The following is a 25838-nucleotide window of genomic DNA, read 5'->3' as shown; positions in this document are numbered from 1 at the left end:
CCGGAGTTCAGGTCGAAAATTTATCTCCTGTAAGCCTGCCGGTACAGCGTAATTTTTGAACTAATTTTATTTTGTAAAGCTGCAAATGATACGTGAAAGAATCAAACCAATGAGACGCCTGTTTATTCCGCTTATCATTTTTTTGTCAATATCCCCGGGTGTATGGGCCAACAAGCTGCTCATTCCAATGGACGGATCGCAAAAAAATCACCTGAAAGCATACGGAATTTCCTTCTGGATATTGAAAAATTTTGAAATGGAAATGGATTGGCTGCTCAATTACCGGGGTGGAAGTTTTATGGTGCAATATAATCAGTCTTTCGCTTCTGAAATGACGGTTCGCGGCGTGAGTTATGAAGTGATTTCGGACGGCCAGGCAAGTCAGATCATGACCAGCATCAGCTCTCCTGATGTAAATATGGATGCTGTGAAATTGCAAAAAGCTCCCAAAATCGCGGTTTATTCTCCAAAGTCCAAATTACCTTGGGATGATGCCGTTACACTTGTGCTCACCTACGCTGAAATCCCTTATGATGTAGTATATGATGACGAGGTGCTGAGTACCAAGCTCCCGGAATATGATTGGCTTCATTTGCATCACGAAGATTTTACGGGCCAGTTTGGAAAGTTTTTCCAGTACAAGGATTTTCCCTGGTACCGGGAGCAAAAACGTGAAGCTGAGGCCACTGCTGAAAAATATCAGTTTGCCAACGTTCCGCAGATGAAACTGGCAGTAGCCAAAAGGATATCGGAATTTGTAACGGGAGGTGGGTATATGTTCGCGATGTGCAACGCAACAGACACTTTTGATATAACACTAGCAGCCGACGGACTGGATATTGTTGAAACCATGTACGACGGAACACCGGCGGATCCTACTGCAAACAGTAAACTGAATTTTGATAATACTTTTGCTTTTCACAATTTCAAGACAATTCCATATCCCTACGAAATTGAGTTTTCGGACATAGACAACCAGCCCGAGGAACGTCGCCTTGAAGAAGGGAATGATTTCTTTTCTCTATTCCAGTTCTCTGCAAAATGGGATCCGGTTCCGAGCATGCTTACACAAAATCATCAGAATGTGATCAAGGGTTTTATGGGGCAAACCACGGCATTTAAAAATCGGGTTGTGAAACCGGAGGTGATCATTCTTGCGGAGAACAAGGCAGCCAACGAAGCCCGGTATATTCACAGTACGCATGGTAAGGGTTTCTTTACATTTTATGGCGGGCACGATCCGGAAGATTACCAGCATAGAGTGGGAGAGGAGCCAACTGATTTGAATCTGCATCCGACTTCAGCCGGCTATCGATTGATATTAAACAATGTACTTTTCCCGGCAGCTAAGAAGAAAAAGCTCAAAACTTAGCGTTTGGTCGAAATAACAGATTTCTTATTTGTTCAGATTGACACAAGCTGTGCGTTATCGCACGGCTTTTTTTGTGGCAATTTTTCTCAATTGGTTGATTTTTAAATACATAACTTTTGGCATAGAGTTGTACTGATAATAGCAGGTTAGCCATGAAAAAATATTGCTCTCAATTATCAGTACACAATGGACAGGGAAGTAGCACCGGAATTTGTTAAAAGCGAAAGAAACAGAAAGTGGTTTGTGGGCGGAATCATTTTGTTGATTCTTGTCGCAGGAATATACTTCCTTCGAAAATCACTTGGCAGTACAATGGAGTCGTCCAAAATACGTACGGCGATTGTCCAGCAGGGCGATGTCGAGAATACCCTCAATGCTACTGGCGAAGTAATTCCCGCCTATGAGCAGATTATCACGAGTCCGATCCGTGCAAGCATAAAAAGTGTTTTACTCTCGCCGGGAACGAAGGTAGTACCCGGCCAGGCCATAGTGGAGCTTGATAAATCCTTAACTCAAATTGAATTCGAGCGATTTCAGGATCAGCTGGAGCTGAAAAAGAACGGCATCGAACAGCTGCGTATGAAGCTGGACAAAAACTTGTATGATGCCGAAATCAGCGATAAAATCAAGCTTTTGAACATCAGTAAATTACGGGCTGATCTGGAAGATTCCAGGCGTTTGGAAAAAGTTGGTGGCGGCACCAGGGAGGATATCACACGCGCCGAAAATGCTCTGAAAATTGCAGAATTGGAAAAGCAACAGCTTGAAAATGATCTTTCTTACAACCGTAAATCCATGGGGGCCAGTTTGCGGGAAACCGAACTTGGCGCGCAGATCGAAGGCAAAAATCTCAAAGAATTACAGCATAAACTGAAAATGGCCGACATCGTGGCCGATCGTAAAGGTGTATTGACATGGGTCAACGAAAACATCGGATCATCTGTGAACGAAGGTGAGATGCTCGCAAAAGTCGCTGATCTGGGCAGCTTTCGTGTAGAAGGTTCTTGCTCAGATATTTATGCGGAGCAGGTGAAACCAGGTTTAGCTGTTATTGTGAAAGTAAATGAAGCGGCGTTGCGCGGTATCATTACACAGGTAAAACCAGCCGTAAAAGATGGAGTCATAGGTTTTGTAATTCAGCTTGATAACGCTCAAAATGAGGCGCTTCGCCCAAATATGAAAGTAGAGGTGTACGTGGTGACAAGCCGAAGCTCCAACACAATTCGCGTTGCAAATGGGCCTGCATTCAATGGCAAACAGAAACAACACGTGTTTGTGCTTGAAAACGGTATTGCACGAAGGAGAGACATTCAGGTCGGACTTTCCAATTTCGACTATGTAGAGATCAAAAGCGGCTTGCAGGTTGGCGAGAAGGTGATTCTGACGGATATGAATCAGTATGAACATTTGGAAGAAATTACCATTCAAAACTGATCGGTGCCATGAAGAAAATTTCTCTGTTATCAGTTTTTCTGTTCGTTGTTGTCAGTCAGATCTTTGGCCAGGTTCAGCGTTATACACTCGCGGAAGTGGTGCAACTGGCGCGCTCACAATCTATTTCATCCAAGCAGGCCGAAACCCGTAAGAAAACCAATTACTGGCAGTATCGCTCGTTTATCGCAGATTTCAAGCCGCAGCTTAGCCTGTCGGGGACTTTACCTGGTTTCACCAGATCATATATTCAGGTTGTGCAGCCAGACGGTACAATTTCATTCAGGAATGTATCTTACAATAACTCGCTGGTGAATCTGGGTCTCAGTCAGAACATTGCTTTAACAGGCGGCACCATTTTCGTCCAGAAGGAATTACAGCGTTTTGACGATTTTGACAGAAATACAACAAGTTACAATGGCATACCTGTGGAAATCGGGATCAACCAGCCGTTATTCCGTTTCAATGAAATGAAATGGACTAGGAAAATTGAACCATTGAAGTTTCAGGAAGGAAACCAGCAATTTGTATCATCACTCGAACAGGTTTCCCTGGATGCCGCAGCATATTATTTTGAACTGTTGGTCGCGCAAGTGAACTTGCAAATTGCCGGGAAAAACACAAGCAACAGTGATACACTGTTCAAAATAGCAGAACACAAATTGCGGTTGGGAAAGATATCTCAAAATGATCTGTTGCAACTCCAGATGGGTCTTTTGACGGCACAAAAGGATCTTGCATCAGCAAAGCAAGCAACAGCAGTAGCATCTATGCAGTTGAAAATGTTCATGAGTTCCCGTAACGAGCAAGATCTGGAACTTGAAATTCCGATAGAGGCCGGGGAATTTGAGATTGATACGAAAATTGCCTTGGAAGAAGCCTTTGCCAACCGTTCCGATGCAATTGGTTTTAAACGCAGATTGCTGGAAGCGGAAATGGAAACCCAAAAGGCAAAGAAAAACAATGGATTGAATGCGTCGCTGCAAGCCACTTTTGGTTTGAGCAATCAGGGAGTAAGGCCGGGAGATATTTATGTGAATCCACAGGATAGGGAATCGGTGCGGCTTGAATTCACTTTGCCCATCATGACGTGGGGAAGAAATAAGGCTAGAACGGAGATAGCAAAAGCCAATCAGGAATTTGCGCAACAATCCGTAGAGCAGGATAAACTTACTTTTGAGCAACAGATATACACGCAGGTTACACTTTTACAAATGTTACAAAAACAGGCAAAACTGACCAAATTAGCAGACGACATTGCAGCCAACCGGTATCAAATTGCTCAGGACCGGTTTATTTTAAGTGATTTGAGTGTAACAGACCTTGGCATTGCGATGCAGGAAAAGGATCGTGCAAGGCGGGATTACATCATCGCCCTGCGCGACTACTGGCAATCGTATTACAGCCTGAGATTACTGACATTGTATGATTTTGAAAAAAACGAGAAAATAAGATAATAAGTAAGATTTCACGCAAAGACGCAAAGTTTTAACCGCAAAGTACTTAAGCAGATATAGTTCAATTGAAGTATACAAGAGATATCTATAAAGGATCTTTTGCGCTCTTTACTTTTTCCCTTAGCGTCTTTGCGCGGCGGGCGTTCCCGTGAAACCCTTAAAACACAAACCAAGCCATGATCAAATTACAGAACGTCGAAAAAGTTTACCGAACCAGTTCAATTGAAACTCTTGCGTTGAACAACATCAATCTTGATGTAAAAAAAGGAGAATTCGTATCCATTATGGGACCTTCAGGATGTGGCAAGAGTACGCTGCTTAATATCATGGGACTTCTGGATGAACCTTCCAAAGGCAGCATTGAAGTAGGCGGAATAAAGGTTACCAACTACCGCGATAAAGAATTGGCCAGGTTGCGAAACGAGAAGCTGGGATTCATTTTTCAAAGCTTTCACCTGATCAATGATCTTTCGGTAATCGACAACGTGGAAATCCCGTTGCTGTATCGCGACAGTACGCTCAAAGAGCGCCGCGAACTGGCAAGACAAGCACTGGAACAAGTTGGGTTGAGCAACCGGATGAAACATTTCCCCAAACAATTATCTGGGGGACAAAAGCAGCGTGTTGCCATTGCGAGAGCAATTGTCGGCAAGCCGGATATTATCCTGGCCGATGAACCAACCGGAAACCTGGATAGTGCAATGGGTAACGAAATCCTGACAATACTTCAGAATCTGAATGAAGAAGGTGCCACCATCGTGATGGTAACCCACGACGACGCCATGGCGAAAAGGACACACAGGTTGATCCGGTTGTTCGATGGTACGCAGGTGCTTTAGGGAAGGGGCAAGGCGCGTGCCAGACCAGTTTAGCTTGTAAGGCTTCGTGCTGATAAAAAACAACAAATATGAAATCAATACTAACGGTTGCATTAATTACTTTTTTTTCAATAACATCAGCTTTTTCGCAGATATCCGTCCGGAAATTTATATCCATCAACAATAAACAAATGGCATATAGAACTTTCGGACTGGAAGAAAGAAAAGCCAATGAGCCAATTATGGTCTTCGAAAGTGGCCTTGGGTCTGGCGGCGGGGCTTACGGGAGCATGTTCCCTTTTATTCAAAAAAGCTTTGCAGGAATTGTTTATGACAGAAGCGGAATTGGAGAATCAGAAATCGACAATTCTATTAAAACAGATGCCGATGTTATAAAAAGGCTTCACGATTTGTTGGCAACTTTAAAAATAAGTCCACCCTATATGCTGGTGGGACACTCAATTGGCGGGCCATTTATTCGCCTGTATGCCTCCACATACCCAAATGAAATTTGTGGGCTGTTTTTTATTGACCCGACAGACTTTATGCTTACAAAAGAGGAAGACAACAGGGTGAAAATTAACACATCCAGCTCAACCGGTTATCAGGAACTGTTGGCAATAAATCTTCAAAATATCATAAACGACACCTTAACGTCAGATGGCTTTCGAAATGAGGCAAAAAGAGTACAGAATGAAAGTTCACAGGAGTTCTTTAAAAATTATAAATCCTTAAAACCTATTAAGGATGTTCCTGTAACGGTAATGATTGCTTACAATAAGCATATTGAACATTATGAAACAGAAATGAACAAAAATCTGAAATTGGGCATCAATCTGATACCGTGGTGGAAAGAGCTGGATGAGTTAAGAATAAACCATTATGCAGAAATGATAAAAAATAATGGTAAGAGCCAGATCATATTGTTGCCACGTTACAGCCACGGGATACATCAGCAGGACCCCAAAATAGTAGCTGACGCTTTAATCGATACTTATGAAAACTGTGTGACTTCCTTGAAAAACAAGTAGAAAAAACTACGGGTCAATACGGTTAATTCTATATGTTAAACAGGTTAAATTATTGATATTCAATATTATAAATATGTTTAGGTATAAGATGTAACGAATTTCATATTATCATTTTATAACCTGGGAATCATATTCAGGAAGAATCAAAAATAGCTATTTAATAAACTGGACGAGGTTAGCAGAAAGATTATGAGTTTTCATAAAGTCTTAGTTCCCAAGCCAACTATGTCCTAATCCCCATTCCCCCATGCTCATAAACTACATAAAAATCGCCTGGAAGGTATTGCTTCGGCATCCTTTCTACACGTTCATTACCTTGTTCGGGATCAGTCTTACACTGACAGTACTGATGGTGCTTACCTCTTTTCTGGATCATCTTTTTGGATCACATTATCCGGAGAACAAGCGTTTCAGAACACTCTACATTGCCATGGTGCTGCAAACTGATTCTGCCAAAACTTCGATGAGCTCCGGTCCGGCAAGTTTCAGGTTTTTGGAAAAGTATGCGAAATCGCTCAAAACGCCTGAAAATGTTGCGGTTGTTTCAAATTTTAGTTTCTCAAATACTTATGTCAATGGAAAGCGTATCAAGTTAAACACAAAATACACGGATGTTGCTTTCTGGGAAGTGGCCGATTTTGAGTTTCTGGAAGGCAAACCTTACAATGAGCAAAACATAAAAAATGGTGATCATGTGGCCGTGATCACCGATGACCTTCGTGATCAGTATTTTGAACCGGGCGCTCAGGCGGTTGGTAAATTTATCGATATAGAAAACATCAATTACCGGGTTATCGGAGTTGTAAAAGGCAGTCCGGCCACACGATTGTATACCTATGGAGATGTTTATTTTCCATACACTGCGCCAAAAAGCAATTACGAGAACAAGAGTATCCGGGGAAGTTACATTGCCATGGTATTGGCCAAAACAATAGACGATGTCCCGGCAATTCAGGCAGAATTCGACAATGCTATTTCCCGTATACCAAAGGATGAGATTCGGGATGGGGGCCACTTCACCGTACTAACGGTCAAGGCACTTAAATACTTCGATCATTTTTTGGACACTTTTGCCAGGGACGATTCTCAAAAAGTGTTTTTTTACTCGATAGGAGCACTGATATTGGTTATGATCATGGGGCTGCCTGCCATCAATCTGGTGAATGTCAATGTGAGCCGGATACTTGAACGAGCTTCCGAAATAGGAGTAAGGAAAGCATTTGGAGCTCCGGCAAAAGCACTGCTCTGGCAGTTTATCATTGAAAACATTTTCATCACATTCATTGGCGGTTTGTTCGCGTTGATATTATCGTTTGTGATCATATCAATGATCAATTCCAGCGGCTGGATCGCTTACGCCGATCTGACGATCAACTTCACGGTATTTCTGGTCAGTATTTTCATCTGTCTGATTTTCGGATTTCTATCAGGTGTCTTACCAGCATTCCGGATGTCAAAACTTAAAATTGTCGATGCGCTTAAGTCGTAATTCAATCATTCACTCATTCTATCATTATTGATATGTTACGTCATTTATTTAAATTAATCTGGAACAAAAAGGGCTCTCATTCTCTGTTGATTATTGAGATTTGGGCCTCCTTTATGGTTCTTTTCGGAGTGCTGTCACTCATCGTTTACAATGTCAGTAACTATGTACAGCCGATAGGTTTCGAATACGAGCGCGTTTGGAATTTGCAATTGAGTAATAACCAGGATACGGTGGGTGTCAGTGATAAAATGCATCGTATTGTGCAGCAGATCAAATCCAATAAAGAGGTCGAATCGCTTTCACGTATGAGTAGCAATTCACCGTTTTCTGCCAATCAGATGATGAATGGCGTTACGTATAAGAAGGTTAGTATATCACCCGAATTTTTTTATACCGATGAGAATTTTAGTAAAACACTTGGCTTGCCCGTGGTTGCCGGAAAGTGGTTTACGGAGAGCGACCGGGTTTCAAAATTTACGCCAATCGTAATCAATTCGAAGTTAAAAGAAGTCCTTTTTGCCAATGAAAATCCCTTGGGTAAAGTGATAAAGGTAGATGATAAAAAATCTTTCAAGGTTGTAGGTCTTGTTGACAAATTTAAGTCGAAGGGTGAATTTGCCAGCGATTCGCCCGCGCTTTTCGAGATGTTGAGCAAAGATGATACCTGGAGCACCAATGTATTAATCAAAACAAAAGCAGGTGTGGATGCAAATTTTGAAGCCAAGCTGGTGAAGGAAGTAGCTGCCACATTACCAGGTTGGGGAATTGAGGTTAGTTATCTGACTGAACAGCGTAAAAACAGACATAATCTGACGCTCGTTCCGGTTACCATTTTCTTGATCGTCAGTGGATTTTTGCTTACCAATGTGGCCCTTGGTCTTTTTGGAATCCTTAACCTGAATATTGCCAAAAGAAAAAATGAGATCGGATTACGCAGAGCAATGGGAGCCACAGAGAGTGGAGTTACAACGCAGTTTTTAGGAGAAATATGGGTGCTTGCCGCATTGAGTGTGTTGATAGGCTTACTGTTTGCCATTCAGTTCCCGATTATACATGTGTTTGACATGAAGGCTAATATATATATCACAGCCATTGTTATTGCAATCGTTCTGATCTTCATCATCGTGACGCTCTGTGCCTGGTGGCCAAGCCGGCAAGCATCGAGGATACATCCTGCTATTGCTTTGCATGAGGAATAAGAGTTGAAGGTTTTTTAAGGTTTCGAAGGTTTCACGCAAAGACGAAAAGTTTAGCAGAGTTCGCAAAAGGGTTTTGAGTCAAATGGTTTTTATTGAATCTTTGTGATAATACACTTCTTCAATAAAACATCATGGATGAGAATGAACTATCTTACGAAATCATAGGGATTGCGCTTGAGTTGCATAGAAACATTGGGCCGGGACTGCTTGAATCAGCTTATGAAAATGCGTTTGCATACGATTTATTGGAAGCGGGTTTTGATGTGAAACAACAAGTCGTTATGCCATTTGAATACAAAGAAGTGAAAATGGACGTTGGATACAGGATTGATATGATAGTGGAAAACAAAATCATCATAGAAATTAAGGCTATTGCAGATATTGCTCCTGTCCACTCTGCCCAGCTTTTAACCTATTTGAGGCTGTCAAATTTAAAGTTGGGGTTGCTGATTAATTTCAATACTAAACTTTTAAAAAACGGAATTCAACGTGTCGTGAATGGATTGTGAGATTTCACGCAAAGCAAAAAAGATAACTGCAAAGTGTGCAAAGGGTATCTCTGCGCTTTTTGCTTTTTTCTTAAAATCTTTGTTTCGAAATTTTCACGCAAAGCAAAAAAGCTTGGCAAAGAACGCGAAGATTATTCCTTTGCGTTCTTTGCTCCTTTTTCTTCAAACCTTTGCGTGAAACCTTTCAAACTTTTAAACTTAAAAACCTGAAACCTAGTGCTCCTTATCATCGACGACGATCTTGCAATACGAACATCTCTGGCTCTTATGCTTAAAAAGGAGGGCTTTGGGGTGAAAGGTGCGGCTTCGCCTGACGATGCTTTTAAAATACTGAATGCCGAAACACCGGAACTGATATTGCTGGATCTGAATTTTTCCATCGAAACCTCGGGTGAAGAGGGAATGAGCTTGCTTTCAAGAATCCGTAAACATGATACTGCCATACCAGTCATACTCATTACCGGCTGGGGAACCATCGATCTGGCGGTACAGGGAATGAAACTAGGTGCGAAAGACTTTATAACCAAACCCTGGCAAAATGATCATTTACTGCAATCGGTAAAGACCATTTTAAATCTGGAACAGCAAAGTCCGGAGGTCACCAACCGGCGTAAACTGGAAGAAAAATATCAGTTTGATAACATTGTTGGCAAAGACGCCAAGCTGCTTGAAATACTGGAAACGGTCGGCCGTATAGCCGTTACGGATGCCGCGGTGCTCATTACGGGCGAAAGCGGTACTGGAAAAGAGCTGATTGCGGAAGCAATTCATTCAAACAGTAAGCGTAAAAGTAAGCCATTTGTAAAGGTAAACCTTGGCGGTATTTCTTCCACCCTGTTTGAAAGTGAACTGTTCGGTCATGTGCGTGGCGCGTTCACAGATGCGAAGACTGACCGCGAGGGACGTTTTGAAATGGCTCACCGCGGAACCATCTTTCTGGACGAAATAGGCGAACTTGATCTGTCAAGCCAGGTAAAATTGCTGCGGGTATTACAGGAGCGCACATTCGAGCCATTGGGAAGCAGCAAGAGCCGAACTGTGGATGTGCGCGTGATATGCGCTACCAACCGAAATCTGGAAGAAATGGTAGCGAATGGTACTTTCCGGGAAGATCTTTACTACCGTATCAACCTCATTACCGTGAAGTTACCAGCCTTGCGGGAACGTCCGGATGACATTCCTTTACTGGCAGAATTTTTCATGAATAACCTCAAAATCATATACCAGCGACCAAATTTGCAATTGAGCAAACCGGCTTCTAAGTGGCTGAAATCGTTGCCCTTGCAGGGAAATATAAGGCAGCTAAAAAACATTGTGGAGAGAACGGTATTGCTCTCGTCATCCGACGAGCTGGATGTGAACGATTTTCAGGCAAGTTTGAATGCCGGAATGATTTCTTCCAGAAGTAGTGCTTTGCCGGAAGTGGGCGCACTAACGCTCGAAGAAATGGAATTTCAGATGATCAGAAAGGCGATGGAATTTCATCAGAATAAGGTTTCGAAAGTGGCTCGCTCACTCGGTATTACAAGATTTGCTTTGTACCGCCGGCTCGAAAAATATGGCATTTCTTACGAATCGGAGGATGTATGAGATGGTCGGTAAAAAGTAAATACATACTATACATTCTGGTGCTTCATTTGGTATTGGTTTTATTGGTGTATAAAATTTTGTTTCAGGATAAGATCCTGTTTATTGCCTCTGAGGTTTTTCTGCTTATATCCGTTGCGCTTTCCATTAAAATCTACCACGACTTTATGCAACCTAACGAATTTGTCAGATCGGGCATTGAAGCCATTAAGGATAAGGATTTTACGATCAAGTTTGTACCGACCGGGAAAGGGGAGGTCGATTCGCTGATCGATGTTTATAACTTGATGATCGACCAACTTCGTGAAGAAAGAACAAAGTTGAACGAACAGCACTTTTTTCTGGAAAAGCTGATCGCTGCTTCGCCCATTTCAATTATTATCTTTGATTTTGACGAAAAAATTGAAACCCTTAATGCAAAAGCAGAGAATCAATTTGGCAAGAATTTAAAAGGAAAAGGACTGGAAGAAACAGGTGTGCCATTATTGGCGGATTTAAAACACTTAGCCGATGGAGACTCAAGGATATTCAAAGCGGAAGGTATAGAAACCTTCAAAGTGCAGCGGTCTCATTTTATGGATCAGGGTTTTAAAAGATCTTTCATTTTGATAGAAGAACTGACCGCCGAAATGCACGAGTCGGAAAAGAAAGCTTATGGGAAGGTAATCAGAATGATGGCACACGAGGTGAACAATACCCTCGGAGCTACGGATTCTATCCTGCAAACGACAAGGAATTATCTGAACACAGATGAATATTCAGACCTTAGCGATGCGCTGCGGATTGCCTCAGAAAGAAATATGCGTTTAACACGCTTTATGCGGAATTTTGCAGACGTGGTACGCCTGCCTTTGCCTGGTTTAGAAACCATTGATCTTTCCAAACTAGTTAGGGATGTTTGTATTTTTATGCAACCTTTTAGTTTGGAAAAAGGCGTCAGAATTGAACTGAATATTTCTGAAAATATCAGTAAAAAAGCCGATTCTGGTCAAATTGAACAGGTGTTGGTCAATGTGGTTAAAAACGCAATTCAGGCTTGTGAGCAGGGAAGTGAGGTTCAGATTTTACTTTCTGAAAAGGAGTTGATAATCCGGAACAATGGAAAACCTATTTCAGCGGAAGAATCCAATCAGCTTTTCAATCCATTTTACAGCAGCAAACCTGACGGGCAGGGAATAGGTCTCACACTAAGCCGGGAAATTCTGGTTAATCATGGTTTTCATTTTTCGTTAAAAACGAATGAAGACGGCTGGACGGAGTTTGTGATTGTGTTTTGAACATTTACCACGGAGTATTACGGAGTTTTTCACTGAGTGACACGGTGTCTTTCAATTTTTCTTCTCACATTTTCCTGACCTGAATGGCAAGCATTTGCGAGGGATTGTTAATCAGGATTTGATCAATTTCTTTCTGTTTAAAACCATTGGATTTAAGATAAGGGATGAATTTATCAGAAATTGTGGTAAATCCTTTAAACGCTCCTCCGTCTGGCTCGCCTGGTTTGTACCATCCTGCATCGTGAGAGATCAATACTTTGTTTAACAATCCACTGGATTTTAGTAACGAAATGGTTTTCGCATTTTTATCCATATTGCCGTCATCTATTCCATCCAGACTAATCCAGGCTCCCATTTTGGCAATCTTTAAAAAATCTTCATCAGATCCGTTTGCATGCACCCACACAAAGGCGCTTGGGTGAACGCCGGATTGTTTGAGAATTTCGAGCTGTTCAAATGCGGGAATTGCAGGTCCGGTGTGAGAGTAGATTGTCAATCCTGTTTGCAAATGAGCAATAGCAGCTGCTGAGATAAGCTTTTTATGTAAATCGGACAGGCTGCCCGGATTCACACCAATTTTAATAAATCCGGGTTTTACATCAGTTCCGTCAATTCCACGCTTAAATTCTGCTATCCAGCGATTAGCCAATTCCGTTGCCGTTTCGGTTAGGGCAAAAGAGGGCAGGTATTTATTATCCGAAGCTCCATAAAAACCGGTATTTGTAAGTATCTGAAGTCCGGACTGATGAGCTAATTTTTGCAACAGTTTTACATCTCTGCCCAGGAAAGCTGGTGTACATTCAACAATTGTCTTTATACCTTTCGCCTTAATGTCCAATAAATAGGGAAGCACCTTTTTTATAACCTGATCATGTTCCCACCGGTTCGGATTGATTTTATCTGCTCCTATAAAATCTACCAGAACATGTTCATGAATCAGCGTTCTGCCAAGTTTTGACGCATTTATTTCACCAGACAACGTGACGATTTTCGTGTCTCCATAAGCCGGACTTTTCAGAAGTAACGGGGAAGCGAAGCAGGTTTGAATGAATAGCCGGCGGGAAAACATGAGTTGCTTATTAATTCATTGAATAATATCTGAATTTAAACAAAGCATGTGAAATCAATTATCTAACTCAATTTCTCAAAATCACCCCAGTCTCCTCATAATTTTTCAGCCATGTTTTATGCCGCCCTTCAATGGTCAGGTAAAAGTCGTAAATGGCTTTCATGTCTGCTTCGTAGCTGTTTTGAAGATACATCGGCTCACTGATCACAATCGCTTTTCGCGGATAATCAAAACCAATGAGAATAAGCGGAACGTTTGCTTTGAGGGCAATGTGGTAAAAACCGGTTTTTATTCTGTCTACATCTTTTCTGGTACCTTCGGGCGTAATGGCAATATGCAGACTTTCATGTTCCGCGTACATCGCAGCCACATTGTCGACCAGATTTGAAGCTTTATTTCTGTAAACAGGATAACAGCCCATGGCCCGGAATAGCCATCCTGAATACCATTTGAACAACTGACTCTTTGCAAGAAAACCAATATTGATTTTGAGCTCCGCGCGACCGCCAAGACAAACTACGAAGTCCCAGTTGGTATAATGTGGTGCGCCTACCCAAACTGCCTTTTTGATTTCAGTGGGATACCGGCCAATGATTTTCCAGCCAGCGGCACGATATAAAAACGCAGTGATGGCTCTTAACATGATGATGAAGTGGTGTAAAAAAGACTTATTTATTACAGGATAATAAACGGTTGGGGGCTAAATGTAAGAATGAAAATGATCAGTGCAAAAATTCCAAGAATGATTCGAGGCGTATCAAGAGGTTGATTGTCTTCTGTTTCGGGATGTTTCACGCCAAGGAATCTTCCCAGAATGAAAACAAATGGTAGAAAACCAGAATAACCTTCCTGTTCGGGGGCTAGGTAGGTTACTGCAAATTGAGCCACGACGACGATTAAACTGATCATCAAAGCAGTAGCAGATGTTTCGAAGGTCCTACGGAAACAGATGTATATAAAATACACATACAAAAACAGATAAATGAGCTGCTCATAAAACATTTCATCGCTGCCAATCGCAAAAGATTCGTGTGTGAACAAACCTAACCCGGCAAAGAAAATGAAGATGCCAAAAAGAACTGGTGCCACAATATCAAATTTTTTCTTACCTATTAGTCCAAACAAAATATGACCACCATCCAGCTGACCAATAGGAATCAGGTTGAGAGAAGTGAAAAACAAAGCGAGATATCCGGCAAAAATATATGGGTAATGAATCATTTCATAGGCGTGTGGAAGCAGTGCCGGATCCGCCACGTAGGTTTTAAAAAGCCAGAACAGGATATTGTCACCCAAAGCAATGTTTCCTGCTGAATTCTCGTAGACAAATTGACCATAGCTCGATCCAAATCGTTCGTATTCCGGATGTATGGCGTAGATGTATTCGAGTGGCGGCAAGTGTGTGAAGCCGTACCACAAAACTGCCATAGCAGCAAAGAAACCTGCCAGCGGGCCCGCAATTCCTATATCGAAGAATTTAAGCCTTGACTTCACAACAGAGGTGATGCGGATAAACGCGCCCATGGTACCAATACTCTGAGATATACCAAACCAGAGTGGAATGTAATAAGGGAGTGTAACTTTAACCTGATGTGCTTTGGCCGTGAAATAATGCCCAAACTCATGAATGGTCAATATGGCTAGGAATGGGATTGAAAATTGGAATCCCCGCACAAACTCTGACCAGCCCATCGCTTTTGCTGATGCAGCTTTAAGTTCAGGACTGTCGTTTCCGATTAATCCGAAAAAATCAAAAATAAAAGAAAAGGTATTTCCAAATATCCACTCCGCACCGGCCATGGTGGTGGTAATGAGTGTCGCAATAAATAAAAGGGCCTGAATAAGATAGGTACGTGAACTAGACTGCATAGTCTTTGAGATATTCCAGAATGGTGACAGGCTTTTGAACCAAAATGGTATCAATGCCCAATGCGGCAGCAGCTTTAATATTATCGGCGTTGTCGTCGAGAAACAGGGTTTCTTCTGCTGTAATATTTTGCTCTGCCAATACTTGAAGGTAAATATTGGGATCAGGTTTCATGAGTCCCATTTCATAGGATAAATACACCTTATCGAACAGATCATCCAGTTTTTTAACACCGGTTGAGGCTTCCAAAATCTTATTTACCTGTGTAATGTGAATAGAACTCGTATTGCTTAAAAGAAACAACCTGTATTCACCTCTCAGCTTTTTGAGCAGGTCTACTCTTTCGGCAGGAAGATCCAGAAGCAAGCTATTCCAGGCAGTGTCGACCATCTCATCTGTCCATTCCGGAAAATTAACTAGCTTGCGGATTAGGTTCCGGAAACCACTTTCGTCAAGGAAGCCTGTTTCAAACTGTCTGAAGAGATCATTCTCTTTAAATAGTGTCAATATTTCCGACTGCTCTCTGCCACTTAGTTTTGCAAAGGAAAGCGATGCAACCGGAACGTCAATGTTCAGAATTACATCGCCTAAATCGAAAATGATATTCTTTATCTTCTCGTTTTTCATTTTTTATTAGCTGTGAGCTCTTGGCTATTAGCTTTTTTGAAAGCCTTCGGTGGTTTTAACGATTCTACCGTAAACTTTAAATTCAAAATCACTCCACCACAACGCCCATTGATGAGAATTTGTCTATACGCTGATCTATTCTCTTGTCAACAGATATTTTAGATAACTCCTTGATATTTTCCAGAATTACTCTTTTCAATTCTTCTGCCATCCAGTCGTGATCCAGATGTGCTCCGCCCAGCGGTTCAGAGATAATACCGTCTACCAACTTGTTGGCAACCATATCTTTGGCAGTAATTTTCATTGCATCTGCTGCCTGCTCTTTAAAATCCCAGCTGCGCCAAAGAATCGTAGAGCAGTTTTCAGGAGAAATAACAGAATACCATGTATTTTCAAGCATTAGCACACGATCGCCAATCGCAATGCCCAAAGCACCACCGGATGCTCCTTCACCAATAACGATGCAGATCACCGGAACTTTCAGCATAAACATCTCTTTAAGATTTCGTGCAATGGCTTCACCTTGTCCCCGTTCCTCTGCTTCCATTCCTGGAAAAGCGCCCGGAGTATCGATAAAAGTTACAATAGGCTTGTTAAACTTTTCGGCAAGCTTCATCAATCGAAGCGCTTTTCTGTAACCTTCTGGATTTGGCATACCGAAGTTGCGATGTTGGCGCTGCTTGGTATTTCGTCCCTTTTGTTGACCGATAAGCATGAAAGATTGTCCTCCTACGTTGGCAAGTCCACCGATAACTGCCGGATCGTCGCGCACCTGGCGGTCACCATGAAGCTCGATAAACTCGTCACAAATACGCTCAATGTAGTCAAGCGTGTATGGGCGGTCGGGATGGCGCGACAACTGCACACGCTGCCAGCGGGTAAGATTTTCAAATATTTCTTTTCGAAGATCTGTTATATTCCCTTCCAACAAGGAAATGGCACCTGAAAAATCCACATTATTTTCTGATGCTAATTTTTTCATTTCTTCGAGCTTGCGTTCGAGCTCGGCCATAGGTTTTTCGAAATCCAGGTATGTTCTCATTTTTTAGGTTCTTAATTTTGGGGCTGAATGCGAGGTATTAAAGTTCGTAAGTTTGTCCTCTGAGTGGTATTTCTACTGTATTATAGCCCAATTGTTGAATTTTACTCTGGAAATCAGCCATGCTTTGCTGCTCTCCGTGAACCAGAAAAACTGATTTTAGTTTGTCAGGGTTCTGCATTTTTACAAATCTTATCAGGTCATTCTGATCTCCGTGACCGCTAAATACGTCAATTTTTTCAATATTAGCCAAGACGGGTAGCTGTTTACCACGAATGGAAATCGTATCCTGGCCATTTAACAGCCTCCAACCCAGCGTACCTTCCGAGGCATAGCCAATCATGAGTATGGTTGCATACGGGTTTCCGATATTTGCTTCCACATGATGTTCTACACGGCCACCCTGTACCATTCCTGATGACGAAATGATGATACACGGCTCATTGTAGTTGGAAATAGCACGGCTAGCGTCAGAACTTTCAAGGTAAATAAGGTTGTCGAAATCGAACAACATGTCATTGTCATCCTGGAAACTCCTTGCTTCCTTATTTAGCAAGCGCACATGTCGCTGGTAAACCTTGGTGCTGCTGTAAGCCAGTGGGCTGTCCGAGAACACTTTAAGGTTCGGAAATTTATGGTCTGCGTAAATTTTATTCAGTGTATACAGCAATGCCTGTGTTCGGCCAACGCTGAAAGAAGGAATGATGAGCCTTCCGGGTATGTCAACACACGTCCTTTTGATGACGTCTGCTAAGGCTGCCGAAGGTGATCCTGTTGTTTCGTGCAAGCGGTTTCCGTAGGTCGTTTCGCAGATCAGATAATCCACATCCGGTACTTCTTGGGGGTCTGTAAGCAAAGGATAGTTACTTCTTCCTATATCACCCGAGAAACAGATTCGTTTTTTCTCACCGTTTTCAAAAACCTCGACCACAATGTGTGCTGCACCCAACAAATGTCCTGCTGCATAAAATGTGATCGAAATATGATCGGCAATGCGGTAACGCTGACCAAAAGCTACCGGGACGAAATTATCAAGGGCTTCAATTACGTTTTTCTCAACAAAGTAGTCCCTCGGAACGTCCTTCTTTTTCTTTCCTTTCTTTTTACTGTTGGCTCCGTTGCGTGCATTCAGGCGTTTTTGGTGCAAATTGGCAGCATCTTTAAGAAGCAGAGCCGTTAGCGACAACGTAGGTTCGGTACAAACAACCCTTCCTTCAAAACCCTCTTTGAATAAATTCGGAATATTTCCTGAGTGGTCGATGTGAGCGTGTGTGAGAAGTACAGTGTTAATTAAACTTGCATCAAAAGGAAATACGCTTTTTTGTTCATCGTAACGGTTTTTTCTTCCTATCTCATCTAAATCAAAATCTGAACCGCAGTCAATCAAAAGTCGGTAATCATCAGCTTCCAAAAGGAACATACTACCGGTCACTTGCTGTGCAGCTCCCCAAAATGTCAATTTCATACTTTGTGATCGGGGTGAATATTTATATTATAATTTTCCCTCAGCCGGGAAAATCAATATTACTTCTATGTCTTTTTTATATCAACTTCTTAGATTCCAATGAACTACTAATTTTAAGTTACGTTCAATGGAGGTCAGCGCCGGCATTTAATGCCTGTGGAAGCTCACCTTATGAATGCAAAAGTACCAAAAAAGACGCTGAGATTTAGGGAATAGTTGCTAGTTTAGAATTGAATCTTTGTTTTGCCGGAAAACCTGACATTCGTCGAGCCTTATGAAATTTATTCTGACAATACTTTTTTCGCTTTGGGGCTGTGCCAGTTTTGCACAATCGCCCGATAGTCTGTCTATAAGTAATTTGAGCGATGCTGTATTGGAGTTGCAAAACAGTGAATTGTTTCGAAACGGGACCTTGGCGGTAAGTTTGACTACCGTGAAAGATGGTAAAAATGTGTTTTCCGTTAATCCGGAGTTATCGCTGCCGTCAGCGTCGACACTGAAACTGATATCAACAGCAACGGTATTGTCTATTTTCGGAAGTGATTATCGTTTCAGAACTTTTCTGGAACACGACGGCGTGGTACGAAAGGACACGCTGTATGGCAATGTTTACATTCGCGGAACGGGCGATCCTTCTCTGGGAAGTGACCGGTTTAAAGGTTATCCCAACTACACTACGCTGCTGACACGCTGGGCACAGGCAGTTTCCAAAGCGGGCATAAAAGTGATTAAAGGAAAGATACTGGCGGATGCCTCTTTTTTTGATAAAAAACCTGTGGCCGATAGCTGGATATATGCGGATCTGGGGAATTATTATGGTGCTGGTGTGTATGGATTGAACTTTAACGAAAATCAATATAAAGTTAAGTTCAAACCCGGCGTAGAAGTTGGAGACCCGGTTACGTACCTGGGAACGGAGCCTGCTTTGCCATATCTGGCTTTTCAAAATCAGGTGTTAACAGGAGAGAAGGGTTCGGGCGATAAGACCATTCTGTATGGAAATCCTTTGAGCAGTAACGTGGTAATGACCGGTACTATTCCTTTGGGATTCACAACTTATTCTGTCAAAGGGTCCATACCTGACCCTGGATTTTTCTTAAATCAAGCGTTAAAAGAAGCAATGTCTTCGACTCAGATTGTCTTAATTGAACCGGTTCCTTTGCTGACAGGTGATGTGGTTGCGTCGGTAGGAGAACGCAAAGTACTTGACGAGTATAAGTCTCCGCCGTTGCAGGAGCTCTGCCTGCAAACAAACTTGTGGAGTATCAATCTGTATGCTGACAGTTTCCTGAAACAAATTGGTAAGCGGCTTTCGGGAAATAGTGAATTTGATGCGTCTGTAACTGCGTTAGCTAATTATTGGTCATTGAAAAATGCCGACGTGCGGGGATTTTTTATAAAAGACGGAAGCGGTCTTTCTCCGTCTGGCTCCCTGACGGTACATAATCTTACAACAATTCTGAACACCGCAGGTAAAGGTTCGGACTTCGATTCATTTTACAAGACAATTGCCGTCATGGGGCAAAGCGGTACCGTAAGAAATCTTGGAAAGGGAACCATAGCGGCTGGCAACATCAGGGCTAAAAGTGGTTCAATTGAGGGCACTAGGGCATTTGCCGGCTATGTCACTTCGAAGTCGGGTGCACTCATGAGTTTTGCAATTATTGCTAACAAGTACCAGCCGGGAAGTCAGCGAATTGTTTCAGATGAATTGGTACGATTGATGACGCTGATGGCGGAGATTTGAAAAATGAATTATGAATATTGAAATTAAACAGGTTGCGGTGGATGATATCCTTGGGATACGGCATCAGGTTCTCTGGCCCGATAAATCACCGGATTTTGTGAAGGTGCCGGAAGATGATCAGGCAACGCACTTTGGCTTGTATTTAGAGGGGAGGTTGGCATCGGTTATTTCTTTATTTCCCAATTCAAAAAGTATCCGGTTCCGCAAGTTCGCTACACTTTCCGAATTTCAAAATAAGGGACTGGGATCGAAATTACTGACTCATGTGATAGACCATGCCCGTAACCAGCAGTATGAGAAAATCTGGTGCGACGCAAGAAGCTCGGCAATGAATTTTTATGAGAAGTTTGGTTTTGAAAAATTCTCAGAACCGTTTTTCAAAGAGGAAGTCGAGTATTTCAAGATCAGCAAAAGATTATAACAACTTTTTGCCAAAACATTAATTTGCTACGAAGTCACAAAGACACCAAATCTTGGATTTTTTTTGTGACTCGTGTCTCTAAGTGGTAAAAAATTAAAACACGATTAAGTACGAAGCTAGGCGAATATTGATGAATTGCAATCAAAAAAAATGCCACGGATGCACGAATGTTCACCAATTGAAATGAAAAAAATCAGTGCTAATCCATGTATCCGTGGCTAAAAATTACTTTGTCTTATTGGCAACAATAAAATCTACGACTGCACCTTTTCAATCACGAAATTGTGATTGGTGTAAATGCAAAGATCAGCAGCTACTGTAAGGCTTTCTCTTACCATTTCCTCGGCAGTCAGATGTTGCGCATGTTTTTTAAGTGCCTGCGCGGCGGACTGAGCGAAATTTCCTCCCGAGCCAATCGCAGCAATACCATTTTCTGGCTCCAGTACATCACCTGTTCCCGAAATTACCAATATCTCATCCTTACTTGCAGTGATCATCATCGCTTCCAGTTTGCGTAGGTAGCGGTCCGTTCTCCAGTCTTTGGCAAGCTCTATGGCGGCACGTTTCATATTGCCGCCGTATGCATTCAGTTTCTCTTCAAAGCGTTCAATAAGTGTAAAGGCGTCGGCAGTAGAACCTGCAAAACCTGCAAGAATTTTTCCACCCATCAATACGCGTATTTTTTTGACATTGCCCTTTGCCACAGTATTTCCCATCGTTGCCTGGCCATCAGCTCCCAAGGAAACTGTTCCATTGTGAAGTACGCCAAGGACGGTGGTTGCGTGTATTTTTTCCATGAATAAGTCTTTGTTAAATCTTACTAATTTATATCTGCTTTTCGATTGTCAGTTTACAGAAAACATTGTCGACCTGCATAATCGGGAAGTCTGCCGGTAATGACTCCTTACTTACCGTTACAAAACCATTCCGCTCATAAAACCTGAGCGCCGCAGCCAATTGACTAACTGTTCCCAGGTAGAGCGTCGTTACATCATTTTGTGCGCAGTAGCCAAGCATGTGATCAAATAAACGTTGCGCGATACCCGATTCTTTTCCGCGAAAATCTTTCGCTACGAACATCTTTCTGATTACTCCGGACTGGTTTCCAATACGAATGAGCGCAATACTGCCAACCACTTTATTTTCGGAAACTGCCAGCCAGAATTCTCCGCCATTTTTGCGATAGAAATCATCGATAATGAATAGATCGGGTTGATCTGCTGCTGTGATCGGTACATTAAATTCTAACTGCTGGATATCTAAAATTAACTTAACAAGTTGATCCTGATACTCTTTGCGAAAAGGAATTATTTCAATCATATACTTTCTTCTGCTCTGGTGCTATAAACTAAAACTGCTATATAAAACAAAAGTGCCAGGTTTTAAAACCTGACACTTTGTACATTTTATCAATATTAATCTGATCCGAACTGTTTGCTAACAGCTTAAACCAGCATGCTCATTGGCTCTTCCAATAATTTTTTCACTGTATTCAGGAACTGAGCAGCAAGTGCTCCGTCCACTACACGGTGGTCAGCAGAAAGAGTCACTTTCATGATGTTGGTTGGATATACCGTACCATCTTCTTTGAAAGCAGCAACTTTTTTGATTCCACCAATGGCAAGAATACATGAATCCGGTGGGTTGATAATCGCAGTGAATTCATCTACACCAAACATACCCAGGTTTGAGATAGAGAAAGTATTACCTTCCCAATCCTTTGGTTGTAGTTTTTTATCCTTCGCTTTACCGGCAAGATCCTTCACTTCACCAGAAATAGTAGAAAGCGTTTTCTTATCAGCATCACGGATTACAGGTACAAGCAAACCTTCGTCTACTGCAACTGCCACACCGATATTTACATAATTGTATTTTCTGATTTTATCTCCCAACCATGCTGAGTTCACTGCAGGGTGTTGTTTCAATGCAACAGCACAAGCTTTGATCACCATGTCGTTGAAAGAGATTTTCGCAGGACTTACATCATTCAGCTGAGGACGAAGTGCCATTGCTTTGTCCATCACGATTTCCATGGTTACATAGAAATGCGGTGCAGTGAACAAGCTATCGCTCAAACGACGAGCAATGGTTTTACGCATTTGCGACACCGGAGTATCGGTAAAGTCGCCTGATGCCGGAGCCGCCGCTGGTGCAGCTTCTGCTTTTGCAGGTGCAGCCTCTGCCGCTTTTGCCGGTGCTTCCGATTTTGCAGCAGGTTTGAAGTCGTCCACATCGCGTTTTACAATGCGTCCGTTGTCTCCGCTTCCTGCAACTTCGTTCAGGTTAATTCCTTTATCTTCTGCAAGGCGTTTAGCAAGAGGGGAGGCCTTAATTCTGTCACCAGAATCAGCTACCGAAGTTGTTTTTTCTTCCTTAGCAGGTTCACCTTTTGATTCTTCACTTTTCGCAGGAGCACTTTCCGGTTCAGCCTCGCCATTTTCACGGGCAAGTAATGCTTCCACATTGGATCCTTCCTCACCAATAACAGCAATAATACCGTCAACAGGTACAGCTTCTCCTTCTTTAATACCAACATATAGAAGTGTACCGTCTTCGTACGCTTCCAGTTCCATGGTTGCTTTGTCGGTTTCCACTTCCGCCAGAATGTCTCCCGACTTCACTTTATCACCCACTTTTTTCTGCCACGAAACCAAAGTTCCTTCCTCCATGGTATCGCTCATTTTTGGCATGCGAACCACAGCGGCATTTATTTTTTCAGTTGATTGAGCAGGTTTTGCCGCCGGTTTGTCCGGAGTAGCAGTTTCAATAGCTGGTGCTTCAGATTTTGCTTCCTCTTTTGCAGGAGCTTCTGCTTTGCTGCCATTGTCACTTCCGCCTTCCAACAATGATTTATAATCTTCTCCTTCTTCTCCAACCACAGCCATTACCCCGTCAATGGGTACAGCATCACCTTTTTGTACACCTATGTATAGAAGCGTACCGTCATAATAAGATTCAAGATCCATTGTAGCCTTGTCCGTTTCGACTTCCGCTATAACTTCTCCGGATTTGATTTTATCACCAACTTTTTTGTGCCATTCTGCGATAACACCTTCTTCCATGGTGTCGCTCATCTTGGGCATACGGATTACTTCTGCCATATCGCTTATTAAGGTATTTTAGTTTCTTGGTCTAAAAATTAGATTTCAGTCAAAATTACAACAAAAGGCTTACGTAGCACCTGATTTTGGTATTAATTCTGAAAACCGGACTTTCCGGAAAGCATGAAAGTAGTGGTGTTATTGTAAAACAGTGTACCGATTTGTTTGTTAAAGAAGCCTTTACACTGTTTTGATATATATCACATTTTAAGGCGAACTAGTTGATTTTCAATACAGCCATAAACGCCTCTTGAGGTATTTCAACATTACCCACTTGTCTCATACGCTTTTTACCTTTTTTCTGTTTCTCCAAAAGCTTACGCTTACGGGAAATATCACCACCATAACATTTTGCCAAAACGTCTTTACGCATGGCTTTTACTGTTTCCCGGGCAATGATTTTTTGTCCGATCGCTGCCTGAATAGCAATTTCGAACATCTGACGCGGGATCAGTTCACGTAGTTTTTCGCAAAGTTTTTTACCCCACTCGTAAGACTTGGTACGGTGTACAATCGCCGAAAGTGCATCCACAGGCTCGCCATTCAGCATGACGTCCAGTTTCACCATATCCGACTCCTGGTATCCGGCAAGCTCATAATCGAGTGATGCGTACCCTTTTGAAATGGTTTTGAGTTTATCAAAAAAGTCAAACACAACTTCTGCAAGTGGCATTTGGAACTGCAATTCAACACGCTCTGCGGTAAGGTAAACCTGATTTTTGAGTATACCTCTTTTATCCATACAAAGGTTCAGAATAGGACCGATGTAATCAGATTTGGTGATGATCTGCGCGTTGATAAAAGGCTCTTCAATCGATTTGATATGATTAGGTTCCGGCATTTCCGACGGAGCACTAATTCTTTGAAGAACATCTTTGGTATTTGTGATCCTGAACTGAACCGAAGGGACAGTAGTAATGACCGTCATGTCAAATTCACGTTCCAGCCTTTCCTGAACAATCTCCATGTGCAGCATACCCAGGAATCCGCAACGGAAACCAAAGCCAAGTGCGGCTGATGTTTCCGGCTCCCATACAAGAGCGGCGTCGTTCAGCTGAAGTTTTTCCATCGCTTCACGAAGATCTTCAAATTCGGTGGTATCAACGGGATATATACCTGCAAAAACCATCGGTTTTACTTCCGAGAAACCAACGATGGCTTCACTTGCCGGGCGTTGTATATGTGTAAACGTGTCACCCACTTTTACTTCTTTGGCAACTTTGATACCGGAGATCAGGTAACCTACATCTCCGCATTCAACCACCTGCTTTGGTATTTGTGCCAAACCAAGTGTACCAATTTCATCTGCAATGTATTCCTTACCGGTCGCCATGAACTTAACACGGTCGCCCTTTCTTACACTTCCGTTTTTAACACGGAAAATAACTTCGATCCCACGGTATGAGTTAAATACCGAGTCGAAGATCAGGGCCTGCAAAGGTGCCTCAGGGTCGCCCACGGGAGCAGGTATTCTTTCTATAATGGCATTAAGGATATCTTCAACCCCAATTCCTTCTTTACCACTCGCAGGAATGATGTCTTCTCTTTTGCAATCGAGCAGGTCCACCATTTCGTCTTTGATTTCTTCTGGTCTTGCACCAGGCAAATCAATTTTGTTCAAAACCGGGATAATGACCAGGTCGTGATTAATAGCCAGATAAAGATTGGAAATGGTTTGCGCTTCTGTGCCCTGTGATGCGTCAACCAGTAGCAGTGCGCCTTCGCAGGCTGCAATGGAGCGGGAAACTTCGTAAGAGAAATCGACGTGTCCCGGGGTGTCGATCAGGTTTAATATATATTCTTCTCCTTTATAGAGATAGTTCATTTGAATGGCATGGCTCTTGATGGTAATCCCGCGTTCGCGTTCAAGATCCATATTGTCCAATAACTGCGCCTGCATTTCGCGCTGGGTAACTGTTTTGGTGAACTCCAACAAACGGTCGGCCAGTGTGCTTTTCCCATGATCAATATGGGCGATGATACAAAAATTACGAATTTTCTTCATGAAGTAAATTAAGCCGATAACCAGCTGCCGGTTATCTGATTGATGCACAAAATTACAAGGCTCCCTGTGATTTTAACAGAATGGAAGATTTATTTATAAATTTTTCTGTCCGAACATGCAGGAAGGTGTAAAAGGTAAATGAAAACAGCTGTTTCATCTTATCTTGTTGACGTAGTGTCTGTTCTGTACAGTTGTAATATATTCTACATATTTGCAGAGTAAATGTGTCTGTATCAGTTGATTTGCTCTAAAAAAGAAAAACACGCAGGTTTCAAAATGAACCCGCGTGTCAAATTACACTTCATCAACAAACTAAAAACCAAATAA

22 protein-coding genes are annotated in these 25838 nt (G+C 42.2%); 12 read left to right on the top strand and 10 right to left on the bottom strand.

Going from position 1 to position 25838, the window contains the following annotated elements:
* Positions 1 to 109 precede the first annotated feature (109 nt).
* The 10 genes from LZG71_RS05945 to LZG71_RS05900 all read left to right on the top strand — a co-directional run bounded on the left by LZG71_RS05945 (position 110) and on the right by LZG71_RS05900 (position 12170).
* Complete coding sequence (locus LZG71_RS05945; protein WP_233817988.1) at positions 110 to 1372, top strand: asparagine synthetase B; 1263 nt, start codon at positions 110 to 112, stop codon at positions 1370 to 1372.
* A gap of 186 nt (positions 1373 to 1558) precedes the next feature.
* Complete coding sequence (locus tag LZG71_RS05940) at positions 1559 to 2806, top strand: efflux RND transporter periplasmic adaptor subunit (protein ID WP_233817987.1); 1248 nt, start codon at positions 1559 to 1561, stop codon at positions 2804 to 2806.
* An 8-nt stretch (positions 2807 to 2814) separates the two neighbouring features.
* Positions 2815 to 4260 carry a TolC family protein gene (locus tag LZG71_RS05935; protein ID WP_233817984.1) on the top strand — a complete coding sequence of 482 codons (1446 nt, stop codon included), beginning with the start codon at positions 2815 to 2817 and terminating at the stop codon, positions 4258 to 4260.
* A 176-nt stretch (positions 4261 to 4436) separates the two neighbouring features.
* Positions 4437 to 5099, top strand: a complete 663-nt coding sequence (locus tag LZG71_RS05930) for an ABC transporter ATP-binding protein (RefSeq protein ID WP_233817982.1) — start codon at positions 4437 to 4439, stop codon at positions 5097 to 5099.
* Positions 5100 to 5269: 170 nt separating this feature from the next.
* On the top strand, positions 5270 to 6109 hold the full coding sequence (locus LZG71_RS05925; protein ID WP_233817980.1) for an alpha/beta fold hydrolase: 840 nt from the start codon (positions 5270 to 5272) through the stop codon (positions 6107 to 6109).
* Positions 6110 to 6356: 247 nt separating this feature from the next.
* A complete protein-coding gene (locus LZG71_RS05920; protein ID WP_233817978.1) occupies positions 6357 to 7598 on the top strand; it encodes an ABC transporter permease in 1242 nt (413 codons plus the stop codon).
* A gap of 32 nt (positions 7599 to 7630) precedes the next feature.
* Positions 7631 to 8797, top strand: a complete 1167-nt coding sequence (locus tag LZG71_RS05915) for an ABC transporter permease (RefSeq protein ID WP_233817976.1) — start codon at positions 7631 to 7633, stop codon at positions 8795 to 8797.
* A gap of 131 nt (positions 8798 to 8928) precedes the next feature.
* On the top strand, positions 8929 to 9306 hold the full coding sequence (locus LZG71_RS05910; protein WP_233817974.1) for a GxxExxY protein: 378 nt from the start codon (positions 8929 to 8931) through the stop codon (positions 9304 to 9306).
* 216 nt (positions 9307 to 9522) lie between these two features.
* On the top strand, positions 9523 to 10896 hold the full coding sequence (locus LZG71_RS05905) for a sigma-54 dependent transcriptional regulator (RefSeq protein WP_233817972.1): 1374 nt from the start codon (positions 9523 to 9525) through the stop codon (positions 10894 to 10896).
* Positions 10893 to 12170, top strand: coding sequence for a PAS domain-containing sensor histidine kinase (locus LZG71_RS05900; RefSeq protein WP_233817969.1), 1278 nt, complete (start codon positions 10893 to 10895; stop codon positions 12168 to 12170). The genes LZG71_RS05905 and LZG71_RS05900 overlap by 4 nt, the downstream gene beginning before the upstream one ends.
* 64 nt (positions 12171 to 12234) lie before the next feature.
* Here the strand turns inward: LZG71_RS05900 and LZG71_RS05895 are convergent, their stop codons facing one another.
* From LZG71_RS05895 to LZG71_RS05870, 6 genes are all read right to left on the bottom strand, one after another.
* The gene (locus LZG71_RS05895) at positions 12235 to 13239 is read right to left on the bottom strand and encodes a phosphotriesterase (RefSeq protein ID WP_233817968.1); all 1005 of its coding nucleotides are present in this window, start codon (positions 13237 to 13239) and stop codon (positions 12235 to 12237) included.
* Positions 13240 to 13306: 67 nt separating this feature from the next.
* On the bottom strand, positions 13307 to 13882 hold the full coding sequence (locus LZG71_RS05890) for a 1-acyl-sn-glycerol-3-phosphate acyltransferase (RefSeq protein WP_233817966.1): 576 nt from the start codon (positions 13880 to 13882) through the stop codon (positions 13307 to 13309).
* Between the two features lie 32 nt (positions 13883 to 13914).
* On the bottom strand, positions 13915 to 15108 hold the full coding sequence (locus tag LZG71_RS05885) for a site-2 protease family protein (protein ID WP_233817963.1): 1194 nt from the start codon (positions 15106 to 15108) through the stop codon (positions 13915 to 13917).
* The gene (locus LZG71_RS05880; RefSeq protein ID WP_233817961.1) at positions 15098 to 15733 is read right to left on the bottom strand and encodes an HAD family phosphatase; all 636 of its coding nucleotides are present in this window, start codon (positions 15731 to 15733) and stop codon (positions 15098 to 15100) included. Before LZG71_RS05880 ends, LZG71_RS05885 begins: the two co-directional genes overlap by 11 nt.
* Positions 15734 to 15821: 88 nt before the next feature.
* On the bottom strand, positions 15822 to 16775 hold the full coding sequence (locus LZG71_RS05875) for an acetyl-CoA carboxylase carboxyltransferase subunit alpha (RefSeq protein WP_233817959.1): 954 nt from the start codon (positions 16773 to 16775) through the stop codon (positions 15822 to 15824).
* Positions 16776 to 16812: 37 nt separating this feature from the next.
* Positions 16813 to 18237, bottom strand: a complete 1425-nt coding sequence (locus tag LZG71_RS05870; RefSeq protein WP_233817957.1) for an MBL fold metallo-hydrolase RNA specificity domain-containing protein — start codon at positions 18235 to 18237, stop codon at positions 16813 to 16815.
* Between the two features lie 274 nt (positions 18238 to 18511).
* On the opposite strand from LZG71_RS05870, the gene dacB reads away from it, so the two are divergent.
* The gene (dacB, locus tag LZG71_RS05865; protein ID WP_233817955.1) at positions 18512 to 19984 is read left to right on the top strand and encodes a D-alanyl-D-alanine carboxypeptidase/D-alanyl-D-alanine-endopeptidase; all 1473 of its coding nucleotides are present in this window, start codon (positions 18512 to 18514) and stop codon (positions 19982 to 19984) included.
* A 10-nt stretch (positions 19985 to 19994) separates the two neighbouring features.
* Positions 19995 to 20405 (top strand): GNAT family N-acetyltransferase, encoded by a 411-nt coding sequence (locus LZG71_RS05860; protein WP_233817953.1) that lies wholly within the window; start codon positions 19995 to 19997, stop codon positions 20403 to 20405.
* Between the two features lie 254 nt (positions 20406 to 20659).
* Here LZG71_RS05860 and hslV read toward each other — a convergent pair whose 3' ends face one another.
* From hslV to lepA, 4 genes are all read right to left on the bottom strand, one after another.
* On the bottom strand, positions 20660 to 21202 hold the full coding sequence (gene hslV / locus LZG71_RS05855; RefSeq protein WP_233817951.1) for an ATP-dependent protease subunit HslV: 543 nt from the start codon (positions 21200 to 21202) through the stop codon (positions 20660 to 20662).
* A 28-nt stretch (positions 21203 to 21230) separates the two neighbouring features.
* On the bottom strand, positions 21231 to 21725 hold the full coding sequence (locus LZG71_RS05850) for a GNAT family N-acetyltransferase (protein ID WP_233817949.1): 495 nt from the start codon (positions 21723 to 21725) through the stop codon (positions 21231 to 21233).
* A gap of 125 nt (positions 21726 to 21850) precedes the next feature.
* Positions 21851 to 23506, bottom strand: a complete 1656-nt coding sequence (locus tag LZG71_RS05845) for a pyruvate dehydrogenase complex dihydrolipoamide acetyltransferase (protein WP_233817947.1) — start codon at positions 23504 to 23506, stop codon at positions 21851 to 21853.
* A 217-nt stretch (positions 23507 to 23723) separates the two neighbouring features.
* The gene (gene lepA, locus LZG71_RS05840) at positions 23724 to 25511 is read right to left on the bottom strand and encodes a translation elongation factor 4 (protein WP_233817945.1); all 1788 of its coding nucleotides are present in this window, start codon (positions 25509 to 25511) and stop codon (positions 23724 to 23726) included.
* Positions 25512 to 25838 lie beyond the last annotated feature (327 nt).

It is taken from the genome of Dyadobacter sp. CY312, from assembly GCF_021390535.1.
Lineage (GTDB): Bacteria > Bacteroidota > Bacteroidia > Cytophagales > Spirosomataceae > Dyadobacter.
This window is presented reverse-complemented; position numbering and strand designations above follow the sequence as displayed.